The sequence below is a fragment of the Polaromonas sp. P1_F1 genome (genome assembly GCF_056405795.1).
In genome coordinates this window covers 1-12,305 of record NZ_JBFUBJ010000007.1, presented here as the reverse complement: position 1 = coordinate 12,305, position 12,305 = coordinate 1, and the positions used below count along the sequence as shown (strand labels likewise).

13 protein-coding genes are annotated in these 12,305 nt (G+C 61.2%); 10 read left to right on the top strand and 3 right to left on the bottom strand.

The window, feature by feature from the left end:
- Positions 1–11: 11 nt before the first annotated feature.
- The 3 genes from AC1DZE_RS17850 to hemB all read right to left on the bottom strand — a co-directional run bounded on the left by AC1DZE_RS17850 (position 12) and on the right by hemB (position 3,063).
- Positions 12–770 carry a DUF72 domain-containing protein gene (locus AC1DZE_RS17850; protein WP_477672509.1) on the bottom strand — a complete coding sequence of 253 codons (759 nt, stop codon included), beginning with the start codon at positions 768–770 and terminating at the stop codon, positions 12–14.
- A gap of 48 nt (positions 771–818) precedes the next feature.
- Positions 819–1,934 (bottom strand): magnesium transporter CorA family protein, encoded by a 1,116-nt coding sequence (locus AC1DZE_RS17845; protein ID WP_477700384.1) that lies wholly within the window; start codon positions 1,932–1,934, stop codon positions 819–821.
- A 112-nt stretch (positions 1,935–2,046) separates the two neighbouring features.
- Positions 2,047–3,063 carry a porphobilinogen synthase gene (gene hemB, locus AC1DZE_RS17840; RefSeq protein WP_477672250.1) on the bottom strand — a complete coding sequence of 339 codons (1,017 nt, stop codon included), beginning with the start codon at positions 3,061–3,063 and terminating at the stop codon, positions 2,047–2,049.
- 455 nt (positions 3,064–3,518) lie between these two features.
- Here hemB and AC1DZE_RS17835 point away from each other — a divergent pair, with 455 nt between their 5' ends.
- The 10 genes from AC1DZE_RS17835 to AC1DZE_RS17790 all read left to right on the top strand — a co-directional run.
- On the top strand, positions 3,519–3,947 hold the full coding sequence (locus tag AC1DZE_RS17835; RefSeq protein ID WP_477672251.1) for a CopD family protein: 429 nt from the start codon (positions 3,519–3,521) through the stop codon (positions 3,945–3,947).
- 146 nt (positions 3,948–4,093) lie between these two features.
- Positions 4,094–5,200, top strand: a complete 1,107-nt coding sequence (locus tag AC1DZE_RS17830) for a VanZ family protein (protein WP_477700383.1) — start codon at positions 4,094–4,096, stop codon at positions 5,198–5,200.
- Between the two features lie 162 nt (positions 5,201–5,362).
- Positions 5,363–5,635: a DUF2798 domain-containing protein gene (locus AC1DZE_RS17825; RefSeq protein WP_477670226.1), complete on the top strand. Its 273-nt coding sequence runs from the start codon at positions 5,363–5,365 to the stop codon at positions 5,633–5,635.
- 52 nt (positions 5,636–5,687) lie between these two features.
- Positions 5,688–6,026, top strand: coding sequence for a (2Fe-2S) ferredoxin domain-containing protein (locus AC1DZE_RS17820; RefSeq protein ID WP_457281670.1), 339 nt, complete (start codon positions 5,688–5,690; stop codon positions 6,024–6,026).
- A 112-nt stretch (positions 6,027–6,138) separates the two neighbouring features.
- Complete coding sequence (locus AC1DZE_RS17815) at positions 6,139–6,780, top strand: alpha/beta hydrolase (protein ID WP_477672254.1); 642 nt, start codon at positions 6,139–6,141, stop codon at positions 6,778–6,780.
- A gap of 67 nt (positions 6,781–6,847) precedes the next feature.
- Positions 6,848–8,065: a D-alanyl-D-alanine carboxypeptidase family protein gene (locus AC1DZE_RS17810; protein ID WP_477672255.1), complete on the top strand. Its 1,218-nt coding sequence runs from the start codon at positions 6,848–6,850 to the stop codon at positions 8,063–8,065.
- 394 nt (positions 8,066–8,459) lie between these two features.
- On the top strand, positions 8,460–8,837 hold the full coding sequence (gene rpsL, locus AC1DZE_RS17805; RefSeq protein ID WP_092130055.1) for a 30S ribosomal protein S12: 378 nt from the start codon (positions 8,460–8,462) through the stop codon (positions 8,835–8,837).
- A 227-nt stretch (positions 8,838–9,064) separates the two neighbouring features.
- Positions 9,065–9,538 (top strand): 30S ribosomal protein S7, encoded by a 474-nt coding sequence (rpsG, locus tag AC1DZE_RS17800; protein ID WP_011481226.1) that lies wholly within the window; start codon positions 9,065–9,067, stop codon positions 9,536–9,538.
- Positions 9,539–9,761: 223 nt separating this feature from the next.
- The gene (gene fusA / locus AC1DZE_RS17795) at positions 9,762–11,864 is read left to right on the top strand and encodes an elongation factor G (RefSeq protein WP_457281667.1); all 2,103 of its coding nucleotides are present in this window, start codon (positions 9,762–9,764) and stop codon (positions 11,862–11,864) included.
- Between the two features lie 147 nt (positions 11,865–12,011).
- On the top strand, positions 12,012–12,305 hold a 294-nt coding region (locus tag AC1DZE_RS17790), incomplete at its 3' end, for a GTP-binding protein (protein ID WP_477700382.1).

The window sequence follows — 12,305 nt, the reverse complement described above, 5'->3', positions numbered from 1 at the left end:
ACTCCTGCAGGTCAGCTTCGTGCCAGCTTGCCGGTGAGGAGAAGCGCGTCGGGCACTGCAGCGCCGTTGGCCGTATTGTCAAAGATGCACCAGACGCCGGCGTCGGACGCCGCCGCAAGCTCAAGCCGGACGGCAAGCGTATCCAGCACATCGGGTGCATAGGCCGAGTAGTACATCTTCGGCGACCCATGCAGCCGCACATAGACCAGGCCGGGATGTCCACCCGGCTGGGCGGCTGTGTCAAACAGAACCGGGTCGGCCAGGACGCGGGCCACCTTCATGGCCTTGAGCAAGCCGTCGGCCGCTGGTGTGAACCAGCTGACATGGCGCGGCTCCAGCGCAACGCCGCCGGCATGGCGTTGCCGCAGTGCGGTGAGGAAGCTTGTGGCCGTTGCTGGATCAAAAGCCAGGCTGGGCGGCAGCTGCACCAGCAGGCAACCGAGTTTGTCGCCCAGGCAGCGGACCTGTGCCAGGAAAGTATCCAGCAGGGCATCGCAGCGGCGCAGCCGTTGTTCGTGCGTGATGGCTTTGGGCAGTTTAACGGAAAAGCGGAAATGCGCCGGTACCGTGGCCGCCCACCGCGCATAGGTGGCCGGCTGGTGCGGGCGGTAGAAGGAAGAATTGATCTCGACCGCATTGAAACGGGCGGCATAGCGCTCAAGGTGGCTGCCGTCCGGCGGGAATTCGGGCCAGGTGTCGCGCGGCAGGCTCCAGCCTGCGCAGCCAACCTTCACGCCGCAAGGATTGTGAGGCCGGGTTTCAGGCTGCATGGCGGCAGATCGCGGCAGTGGCTTTCGGGAACCGTTGCGGGCGCCGTGTCAGCGGCGCGTCCTGGCCAGGTACTGCTTGCGCCAGAACACCGTGGCGACCACCACGACGATCAGGACCATGAACCCGAAGGTCCACCAGAAACCGGTGGATGCGTGAAGAAAGGGCATGAATTCGAAGTTCATGCCGAAGAACCCGGTGATCAGGTTCAGCGGCAGGAAGATGGCGGTGAGCGCTGTCAGCGTGCGCATGATGTCGTTGGTGCGGTTGCTTTGCGCCGAGAAATGCATTTGCACCGCGGTTTCGGCGCTTTGCTCCATGCGGCGCACATGGTGCACCACACGCTCGATGTGTTCGAGCACGTCGCGTGAGCGGATCTTGAGCAGCTCGCGTTCGCGCACTGCGGCGGGTGTGCCGCCTTCGGGCCAGGTTTCAATCGAATCGATCCAGTCCTGCAGAGCGGCCCGCTGGTCTTCGCAGATTTCATCGAGGTGGTGCATGGCCAGCCGCGCATCGAGCACCGAGCTCCAGTTGGTAAAGCGCGTGCCGGGCCGCAGCAGTTCGGACTGCCAGTGGTCGAGCTGGCGCGTGAGCTCGCGCCGCAGCTCGAGGTAGCCGTCGACCATCTGGTTGACGATGCGCAGCATCAGGTCGGCGGGGCTGGCGGGCAGCTTGACGCCGCTGGAGCGCGACTCCGCCGTGGTGGCGTTGAGCAGGCGGGCCGCGTAGGCATCGCGCACCGCGCAGTCGGCAGGGTGCACCGTCAGCACCACCTTGTCAAACACGGCAAAACCGACCGGGCTGGTGTCGATGCGCTTGAGGACCGGCGGGCCGCTGCGTTTCATGCGCTCGTGCAGCGGTTCGCCGGGCTGGCTGAGGTCGGTTTCGCTTTGCCCGGCCGCCAGGCGGCGGAACACCAGGATGTCGTACTGCGAGGTGTAGTCGTAGTGCGAAGGGAGCTGGTTGTTCAGCAGGTCGGCCACATGCAGGTCGACCAGCTGGGTGCCGCACAGCGTTTGCAGCGCCGCCTGGACCTGCGCCTGCATCACCTCGAACTCGCGGCGGGCGCAGGCAATCCAGACAAAACCCTGCGCCGGCAACTGGGCCGGCAGGGTGTCTGTCTCGATGATGCCCTGGGTGCCGGAAGCGATGGTGAAAACGCGCATGAAAGCTCTTTTATCCTTGTTTTTGGGTATTAAATCGGCATTCCGACCAAGCAGGATGGGTGCAAGCAGCTATGATTTTAATAGCAATTGTGCGCGGCACCTGCCGCCCGGTTCAGCCTTGCCGCAGCTTGCGGGCAGCGTCGATGGCGAAATACGTCAGCACACCGTCGGCGCCGGCGCGCTTGAACGCCAGCAGGCTTTCCATCATCACGGCGTCGTGGTCCAGCCAGCCGTTTTGCGCGGCCGCCTTGATCATCGCGTATTCGCCGCTGACCTGGTAGGCGAAGGTGGGCACGCCGAATTCGTCTTTCACGCGCCGTACCACGTCCAGGTAGGGCATGCCGGGTTTGACCATCACCATGTCGGCGCCTTCGGCGATGTCCATGGCCACCTCGCGCAGCGCTTCATCGCTGTTGCCCGGGTCCATCTGGTAAGCCTTTTTGTCGGCCTTGCCCAGGTTGTTGGCCGAGCCGACCGCGTCGCGGAACGGGCCATAGAACGCGCTCGCGTACTTGGCGCTGTAGGCCATGATGCGGGTGTGGATCAGCTTTTTGGCCTCCAGCGCCTGCCGGATGGCGCCAATGCGGCCGTCCATCATGTCGCTGGGCGCGACCATGTCCACGCCGGCTTCGGCCTGGCAAAGCGCCTGGCGCACCAGCATGGCCACCGTCTCTTCATTGAGGATGTAACCGTTTTCATCCGGCAGGCCGTCCTGCCCATGCGTGGTGAAGGGGTCCAGCGCCACGTCGGTCATCACGCCCAGGTCGGGAAAGTGCTGTTTCAGTGCCCGCACCACCCGCGGGATCAGGCCATCGGGATTGGTGGCCTCAACGCCGTCGTAGGTTTTGAGCGAGGCGTCCACCACCGGAAAAAGCGCCATCACGGGAATGCCCAGCTTCACGCATTCCTCCGCCACCGGCAGCAGCAGGTCAAGGCTCAGCCTTTCGACGCCAGGCATCGACGCTACTGGCTGGCGCTGCTGCTGACCGTCCACCACAAAGACGGGATAAATGAGGTCGTGCGGGGTAAGTGCGTGTTCACGTACCAGGTTGCGGGTGAAGGCATCACGGCGCAGGCGCCGTGGTCGCCCGGCTGGAAAGGGCGCGAAGTTGGAGGCGTGCTGTGTCATGCGCAAATTGTGCCAAAGGTTGATCAAGGCCTGAAAGTATTTGGCCGGGCGTTATCTGCGCTATCTATATAGAGGAGGCTTGGTGGCCACCATTTCAGAGGGTGGGCAGCTTTACATGGAATTACTTAGTTAACTTATAAAATCATTGCCAATGCGCGACTGGCGTGGTTAGAATTGCTACGTGTGGTTACCAATTTGGCAACTGCATCCCGCTTTTCCTCCCTGAGCGGGGCCTTTGCGTGTGACAGCAAAAAGGCTTACCAGCCCGGTTGGCCCAGTGCCATCCGGGCATTTTTTTGGCCCGTGGCCACGGCGCCGCCATCGTCTCAGGGGATGGGTGCGGGTTTTAAACCAGCATAAGCCGCGGAACCGGCTTTGCCGGGCCGCAGGCGGGCGGCCCCCTCGGGGGGCAGCGACCCACACGAAGTGGGGGAGCGTGGGGGCTACACTTCCTTATGCTCTGGGTCAAATCACTCCACATCGTTTTCATCGCCAGCTGGTTTGCCGGGCTGTTTTACCTGCCGCGCATTTTTGTGAACCTGGCCATGGTGCCGCCGGAAAGCGTGGCTGAGCGCGAGCGGCTCATATTGATGGCACGCAAGCTCATGCGTTTCACCACCATCCTGGCCGTGCCTGCGTTGGGCTTTGGCCTGTGGCTGTACCTGGGTTACGGCATAGGCCGCGGGCCCGGCAACGGCTGGATGCATGCCAAGCTCGCCGTTGTGGTGCTGGTGATCGGCTACCACCACGCCTGCGGCCGCCTGCTGGCCAGGTTCGTCGCCAACCACAACGCTTGCAGTCACAAATGGTTTCGCTGGTTTAACGAAGTGCCGGTGCTGCTGTTATTGGCAGCAGTCATCCTCGTCGTGGTCAAGCCCTTCTAAGGTCACAACCGGGCGCAGCAGTGAAAAAGAAGGCCCCTCCCCAACCAGCAGACGCGGTCGAACCGGCTTCGCCGGGCGCCTCGCGTCGCCCCCTGCAAGGGGGGGAGGAACTACACGAAGCGAAGCGCAGTGAGAACGGCGGGGGTGTGCACAGAACAACCGCCTGGCCGCTGTCCCTGGCAACCATTTGCCTGGTCATCTACGCAAGCCTTTACCCCTTTGCCGATTGGCGTGACCAGGGTATTTCACCCTTTAGGTTCCTGACAGCGCCCCTGCCGCAGTACTGGACCGGCTTCGACGTGGGCGCCAACCTGTTGGGCTATGCGCCGCTGGGTTTCCTGCTGGCGCTGTCGGCACTGCGCAGCCGGCGTGTTTCCTGGGCGGTGACGGTCGCGGTGCTGGTCAGCGCGCTGTTGTCGCTGGCCATGGAAACGCTGCAAAGCTACCTGCCTTCGCGCATTCCCTCCAATGTCGACCTGGCGCTCAATACCACCGGCGCATGGCTGGGCGCGTGCTGTGCGTGGACGCTGGAAAAAGCCGGCATTGTCGACCGCTGGAGCCGCTTTCGGGCACGCTGGTTCGCGCAGGATGCGCGGGGTGCGCTGGTGTTGCTGATGCTCTGGCCGCCCGCGTTGCTGTTTCCTGCTTCCGTGCCGCTGGGGCTGGGACAGGTGTTCGAGCGCCTGGAGTCGGCGCTTGCCGAGGTGCTGGCCGACACGCCTTTCCTCGAATGGATGCCGGTGCGCGACATGGAGCTGCAGCCGCTGGTGCCCATCGCCGAATTGCTGTGCGTGGCGCTGGGCGCGCTGATTCCCTGCCTGCTCGGCTATTGTGTGATCCGCACGCTGTGGCAGCGCGCGGCGTTTTCGGCGGCCATCATTGCGGTCGGCATTGCCGCATCGGCGCTGTCGGCCGCGCTCAGCTACGGGCCGGACCACGCCTGGGCCTGGCTGGACCTGCCGGTGCAGGTGGGCATCGGGTTTGCCGTTGTGCTGGCGGCGCTGCTGCTACCTGTGCCGCGCCGGGCGGCGGCGGCGCTGGCCTTGCTGGCGCTGACCGTCCATTTGGGGCTGCTCAACCAGGCGCCCGCCGACCCATACTTTGCACAAACCCTGCAAACCTGGGAGCAGGGCCGCTTTATCCGTTTTCACGGCCTGGTGCAGTGGCTGGGCTGGCTGTGGCCGTATGCGGCCTTGCTGTATGTCCTGGTGCGGCTTTCAGGCCGCGAGCCACGCGCTGATGCGCGCCGGTGATTCGCCTCTGCTAATATCGGCCTGCGATCTCCCTCAAGAGTTGCCGTAAGCGTTTACGTCAATCAACGCGCCTACTACCGCCGGCCATGCCGGGGTTGTGTACCCTGCATCCCCACCGGCTGCCGGGAAGGCGCCTTGACTGGACGGCTTATGGAACCCTGTATGAACTCTTCGAAACCTTCATCGCGCACCCTTTTCGGTTTGACAAAACTCCCCGCTCGCAGCGCGCGATGGGTCACACCCTTGCTGCTTTCGGTGTTGATGACCTGCATCGTGTCGATCATCAGCACGCTCAAGGGCGTCGGTATCGCGCCCGGGGTCCTGCGCATCTGGCTGGGCGCATGGGCGCTTTCCTGGGTCGTTGCATTCCCGGCGCTGCTGCTGGCGCTTCCGCTGGTGAAAAAAGCCACGGCGCTGGTCGTTGAGACGCCTTGATCCCGGGCCAATGCGGGAACCTTCTCCGGTACACATCCACTAAAGTCACACCATGCCTGAACAAAATTCCTATTACGAACGCCATGTCTTCTTTTGCCTGAACCAGCGCGCCAACGGCGAAGACTGCTGTGCCGACCACCGCGCACAGGAAGGCTTTGATCGCTGCAAATCGCAGGTGAAAGCGGCGGGGCTGGCCGGGCCAGGCAAGGTCAGGGTCAACAAGGCTGGCTGCCTGGACCGCTGCGCAGCCGGCCCTGTGGCCGTGGTCTACCCCGAAGCGGTCTGGTACACCTATGTCGACGCCAGCGACATTGATGAAATTGTCGAGTCGCACCTGAAAAACGGCAAAGTCGTTGAGCGCCTGCTGGTGCCTGCGCACGTCGGGCGGTAGGCCGGGGGCGGCGCAGCGTACGTAAATTTGCATCTTTTCCCTTCCGGACCAATAGGGATATGCGCGAGTAGCTCCTTATTTGATAGCAACCTGTTTGAATGGATCCGTCACAGTGAATTCGCAGACCCGCAAATCGATCATCCAGGGCCCCGCCGGCGCGCTTGAAATCGCCGTAGACCTTCCCGCCGGCGACTCGCGCGGCGTGGCGGTCATTGCGCATCCGCACCCGCTGTTTGCGGGCACCATGGACAACAAGGTGGTGCAGACGCTGGCCCGGGCGTTTGTGCAATGCGGATGGACCGCCGTCCGGTTCAATTTCCGCGGTGTGGGCGGCAGCGCCGGCAGCCATGACGAAGGCCGGGGCGAGCTCGAAGACCTGCTGGCCGTGGTGGAACATGCGGCGCCGGCCAGCAGGGGCCAGGTGCTGGCACTGGCCGGGTTTTCGTTCGGCGCCTTTGTCACCACCCACGCCTTTGAACGCCTCAGCGCCGCCCGCGATATTGAAAAACTGGTGCTGGTCGGCACCAGCGTGAGCCGCGCGCCAGCTGCGCCCATCGAGGAAGCCGCGCATCTGAAAACCCTGGTCGTGCACGGGGAGCAGGACGACACGGTGCTGTTGTCTGCCGTGCTGGACTGGGCCCGGCCGCAGGCACTGCCTGTTACCGTTGTGCCTGGGGGTAGCCATTTCTTTCATGGACAATTGCCCCTGCTGAAAAATCTTGTGGTTCGCCACCTGTCTTCGCCCTCCGCCTGATGCTGTCTACCAAGCGCTCCCTGACTCTGACCCTTACCCTTCACCGAATTTCACTGAACCACTACTGATGCAAGCTTCACTCAAGGCCCTCCGCGCCGCCCCCGGCCTGCGCGCTTTTGCCGCCACCGTGTTCCTGGCTTTCTCTGCGGTGCTGCCCGTGGCGCATGCCCAGGTGCCGCAAGCGCCCGAAATCGCCGCACGCTCCTATTTGCTGCTGGATATCACCGCCAACCAGATCCTGGCGGCCAAGGACATCGATTCGCCGGTGGAGCCTGCATCGCTGACCAAGCTGATGACCGAATACCTGGTATTCGATGCACTCAAATCCAAAAAAATCGATCTGAAGCAGACCTTCCCCGTCAGCCAGCGGGCCTGGAAGATGCCGGGTTCGCGCATGTTCATCGACCCGAAGATGCAGGTGCCCGTGGAAGACCTGATCAAGGGCATGGTGGTTCAATCGGGCAATGACGCCACCATGGCGCTCGCTGAAGGCGTGGGCGGCTCGGCCGAAAACTTTGTCCGCCTCATGAACGAGCAGGCCAAGGCGCTGGGCATGAAGTCCACGTCCTATAAAAACCCGGAAGGCCTGACCGAACCCGGCCACACGACCACCGCGCGTGACCTGAGCATCCTGTCTACCCGGCTAATGCAGGATTTCCCCGATTACATCGGCTATTCGGCGATCAAGAAATACCGCTATCCCGGCACGCCTGCGGCCAACGACACCAACCGCAATACCCTGCTGTTCCGCGACCCGACGGTGGACGGCCTGAAAACCGGCCATACCGACGCCGCCGGCTATTGCATGATCGCCACGGCAAAGCGCGACTTTCCCAACCTGGGTGCTGCCGGTGCGCCGGGCGGGCGCCGGTTGCTGGCCATCGTGCTGGGCACGGTCAGCGACAGCGCACGCGCCAATGAATCACAAAAACTGCTGAATTGGGGCTACACGGCCTATGAAGCCGTGAAGCTGTTCGACGCCGGCCAGGCCGTGGTCACTCCATCGGTCTGGAAAGGCACCTCCTCGACCGTGAAGCTGGGCCGTTCGCAGGCCATCGTGGTGGCCATCGCTGCCGGCGGTGCTGCCAAAGTCAAAACCCAGGTGGCGCGGCCCGACCCGTTGGTGGCGCCGTTTGCCAAGGGCCAGGCTGTTGGCACGCTGAAGGTCACCTTGGGCGACAACCCCGCCCCGGTGGCCGAAGTGCCGCTGGTGGCACTGGAGGCGGTGGGTGAGGCCGGCATCCTGGGCCGTGCTTGGGACGCCATCCGGCTGTGGATTAAATAAGACGAAGGGCATGGTGGGTCTGGGCGGATACGTTCACATCCAGCCCTTCCCGACACCTTTACCTCAGGTGTCGCTGGTTATACAGGGCGTTGATACCGGCGCTTTCCCTCGGCTTTTCAGGCAAATTGCAGGCCGCCAATACCCTGTCGGAGATTGGCTGACTCTTCCTCCAGGGCATCCGGCGGGAAAACTCACTTGGAGTGGGCGCTAACATCGAATCTTTGGGCGCCGAACTTCTCTTTGCCGGCCATTTCGTGTGTTCAGGCCGCGCGTTCTGCTTGAGGGATTCCCCTATCCGGTTTATACTAGAAGGCTTTTCCGCTTTCGTGGCGGGAAATATTTGTGGCCGTATCAACACGGTAAATTAGTTTTCAGACGTTTAGGGACGTTTTCAATGCCAACCATTAATCAGTTAGTCCGTCAGGGGCGCGAGGTCGAAAAGATCAAGTCCAAGAGCCCTGCGATGGAGAATTCTCCGCAGCGCCGCGGTGTATGCACCCGTGTGTACACCACGACGCCTAAAAAGCCCAATTCCGCTCTGCGTAAGGTTGCCAAAGTGCGCCTGACCAACGGTTTTGAAATTATTTCCTACATCGGCGGCGAAGGCCACAACCTGCAGGAACACAGCGTGGTGCTGGTTCGCGGCGGTCGTGTCAAGGACTTGCCCGGTGTGCGTTACCACATCGTCCGTGGTTCGCTCGACTTGCAAGGCGTGAAAGACCGCAAGCAGTCGCGCTCCAAGTACGGTGCGAAAAAGCCAAAGGCCAAATAAGCCAAACCGGTTCGGGTTTTTCTCTTCACTGAGAGCTCGCGCCAGAAGAAGTTGTCACGGAAAGCCTGTGATAGTTCCTTCAAAACAAGGTGTTTCATTCGCCCTGGCAGGTGTTTGAAACGAAGTGACCCAAGTGCAAATAGTTGCACCGGTCGAGTAAGTGAGGGTTTTGATAACTCTCGCGGTGTTGCCAAAAGCAATGCCAACTGAAGCAAAGAGGTGAAAAAATGCCACGTCGTCGCGAAGTCCCTAAACGTGAAATTCTTCCTGATCCAAAATTTGGCGATGTTGATCTCGCCAAGTTCATGAACGTGATCATGCAAGGCGGCAAGAAGGCCGTCGCAGAGCGCATCATTTATGGCGCGCTCGACTTTATCGAGAAAAAGAACCCCGGCAAAGACCCGCTCGAGGCTTTCCACATGGCCATCGGCAACATCAAGCCCATGGTTGAAGTGAAATCCCGCCGCGTCGGCGGCGCCAACTACCAGGTGCCGGTTGAAGTGCGTCCTGTCCGCCGTATGGCTCTGGCCATGCGCTGGCTCAAGGAAGCCGCCAAGAAGCGTGGCGAGAAGTCCATGTCTTTGCGTCTGGCCAATGAGCTGATGGAAGCGACCGAAGGCCGCGGCGGCGCCATGAAAAAGCGTGATGAAGTTCACCGGATGGCAGAAGCCAACAAGGCGTTCAGCCACTTCCGCTTCTAATTTTCGATTGCAGTAATTGCTGCGCTGAATTGACGGGTTGCTGGTTGGTTTCAAGGTGCTGGGTGCCTTGATTGCCGGCCGTTCAACCCCAATTTCTGCCAGCCGGGTGTGGTGCACAACACCCTTCCCCGGCCAGCAGACGCGTAGAAGAAATGAAGGATGCCCGGACTGCGGGCAGTCCTTCAACGAGTCTTTGTTCGTAACCCCGAACTGAAAGTAATTTATGTCCCGCGCTACCCCTATTTCACAATACCGCAACATCGGCATTTCCGCGCACATCGATGCCGGCAAGACCACCACCACCGAGCGGATCCTTTTTTACACCGGCGTGAACCACAAGATTGGTGAAGTTCACGACGGCGCTGCCACCATGGACTGGATGGAGCAAGAGCAGGAGCGCGGCATCACGATTACTTCCGCCGCCACCACCTGCTTCTGGAAGGGCATGGACACGTCCCTGCCTGAGCACCGCATCAACATCATCGACACCCCGGGCCACGTGGACTTCACGATTGAAGTCGAGCGTTCCATGCGCGTGCTTGACGGCGCCTGCATGGTGTATTGCGCCGTGGGTGGCGTTCAGCCCCAGTCGGAAACCGTCTGGCGCCAGGCCAACAAGTACAAAGTTCCCCGCCTTGCGTTCGTCAACAAGATGGACCGCACCGGCGCGAACTTCTTCAAGGTCGTCGAGCAGATGAAGCTGCGCCTGAAGGCCAGCCCTGTGCCTATGGTGATCCCCATCGGCGCTGAAGAAAGCTTCACCGGCGTGGTTGACCTGTTGAAAATGAAGGCCATCATCTGGGATGAAGCCTCGCAAGGCATGAAGTTCACCTACAGCGATATCCCCGCCGAGCTCGTCGAGCTGGCCAAGGAATGGCGCGAGAAGATGGTTGAGGCTGCCGCCGAGTCGTCTGAAGAGCTGATGAACAAATACCTTGAAGAAGGTGATCTGACCGAAGCTGAAATCAAGCTGGGCATCCGCACGCGCACCATCGCCAGCGAAATCCAGCCGATGTATTGCGGTTCTGCCTTCAAGAACAAGGGCGTGCAGCGCATGCTGGACGCCGTGATTGAATTCATGCCGTCGCCGATCGACATCCCGCCTGTCAAGGGCATGGACGAAGACGAGGCTCCCGTCACCCGCAAGGCTGACGACGAAGAGAAATTCTCTGCATTGGCATTCAAGCTGATGACTGACCCGTTTGTGGGCCAGCTCACCTTCGTGCGTGTTTACTCCGGCGTCCTGAAAAAGGGCGACAGCGTTTACAACCCGATCAAAGGCAAGAAAGAGCGTATCGGCCGTATCGTGCAGATGCACGCAAACAACCGTGAAGAAGTCAGCGAAATCCGCGCCGGCGACATCGCCGCCTGCGTGGGTCTGAAAGACGTGACCACGGGCGAAACCCTGTGCGATCCGGATGCCATCGTCATGCTTGAGCGCATGGTGTTCCCCGAGCCTGTGATTACCCAGGCCGTGGAACCCAAGACCAAGGCTGACCAGGAAAAAATGGGCATCGCCCTGCAGCGCCTGGCGCAGGAAGATCCCTCTTTCCGCGTCAAGACCGACGAAGAGTCCGGTCAGACCCTGATCGCCGGTATGGGCGAGCTGCATCTGGAAATTATTGTCGACCGCATGAAGCGCGAATTCGGCGTGGAAGCCAACGTCGGCAAGCCGCAGGTGGCTTACCGCGAAACCATCCGTAAAACGGTGGAAGACGCTGAAGGCAAGTTCGTGCGCCAGTCCGGCGGTAAAGGCCAGTACGGTCACGTTGTGCTCAAGATCGAGCCGAACGAAGCCGGCAAGGGCATCGAGTTCGTCGACGCCATCAAGGGCGGTGTGGTTCCTCGCGAATACATCCCTGCGGTGGAAAAGGGCATCAACGAGGCCGTAACTTCTGGCGTGTTGGCTGGCTATCCGGTGGTTGACGTCAAGGTCACGCTGCACTTCGGTTCGTACCACGATGTGGACTCGAACGAGCTGGCCTTCAAGATGGCCGCCATCTTCGGCTTTAAGGAAGGCTGCCGCAAGGCAAGCCCCGTGATTCTGGAGCCCATGATGGCCGTGGAAGTTGAGACGCCTGAAGACTACGCCGGCAACGTGATGGGCGATCTGTCCTCACGCCGCGGCATGGTGCAGGGCATGGAAGACATGGTCGGTGGCGGCAAAGCCATCAAGGCGGAAGTGCCGCTGTCTGAAATGTTCGGCTATTCGACCACGCTGCGTTCGATGTCGCAGGGCCGTGCTACGTACTCCATGGAGTTCAAGCACTACTCTGAAGCTCCGCGCAATGTGTCGGAAGCCATCATGGCTTCGCGCGCCAAGTAAGTAACGTTCGTTGCCGATCCCGGGTGGGATTGGCAGCTTTTTTCCTTGTCTGCGATTGTGTGCCACTTTGTACCCGTGCGAAGTGAATCAGCAACACAGTGCAGACGTTAAACCGTACACGGGCATGTTCTTTATCTGGAGAGAAAAATGGCAAAAGGCAAATTTGAGCGGACCAAGCCGCACGTCAACGTCGGCACGATTGGCCACGTGGACCATGGCAAGACGACGCTGACGGCGGCGATCACGACCGTTCTGGCATCCAAGTTCGGCGGCGAAGCCAAGGGCTACGACCAAATTGACGCGGCACCCGAAGAAAAGGCACGCGGCATCACCATCAACACCGCCCACGTCGAGTACGAAACGGCCAACCGCCACTACGCCCACGTCGACTGCCCCGGCCACGCCGACTATGTGAAGAACATGATCACCGGCGCTGCCCAG

What these genes read in the sequence shown, in the direction of transcription:
- AC1DZE_RS17850 (WP_477672509.1), bottom strand. Translation starts at nt 770, where the DNA reads ATGCAGCCTGAAACCCGGCCTCACAATCCTTGCGGCGTGAAGGTTGGC.
- AC1DZE_RS17845 (WP_477700384.1), bottom strand. Translation starts at nt 1,934, where the DNA reads ATGCGCGTTTTCACCATCGCTTCCGGCACCCAGGGCATCATCGAGACA.
- hemB (WP_477672250.1), bottom strand. Translation starts at nt 3,063, where the DNA reads ATGACACAGCACGCCTCCAACTTCGCGCCCTTTCCAGCCGGGCGACCA.
- AC1DZE_RS17835 (WP_477672251.1), top strand. Translation starts at nt 3,519, where the DNA reads ATGCTCTGGGTCAAATCACTCCACATCGTTTTCATCGCCAGCTGGTTT.
- AC1DZE_RS17825 (WP_477670226.1), top strand. Translation starts at nt 5,363, where the DNA reads ATGAACTCTTCGAAACCTTCATCGCGCACCCTTTTCGGTTTGACAAAA.
- AC1DZE_RS17820 (WP_457281670.1), top strand. Translation starts at nt 5,688, where the DNA reads ATGCCTGAACAAAATTCCTATTACGAACGCCATGTCTTCTTTTGCCTG.
- AC1DZE_RS17810 (WP_477672255.1), top strand. Translation starts at nt 6,848, where the DNA reads ATGCAAGCTTCACTCAAGGCCCTCCGCGCCGCCCCCGGCCTGCGCGCT.
- rpsL (WP_092130055.1), top strand. Translation starts at nt 8,460, where the DNA reads ATGCCAACCATTAATCAGTTAGTCCGTCAGGGGCGCGAGGTCGAAAAG.
- rpsG (WP_011481226.1), top strand. Translation starts at nt 9,065, where the DNA reads ATGCCACGTCGTCGCGAAGTCCCTAAACGTGAAATTCTTCCTGATCCA.
- fusA (WP_457281667.1), top strand. Translation starts at nt 9,762, where the DNA reads ATGTCCCGCGCTACCCCTATTTCACAATACCGCAACATCGGCATTTCC.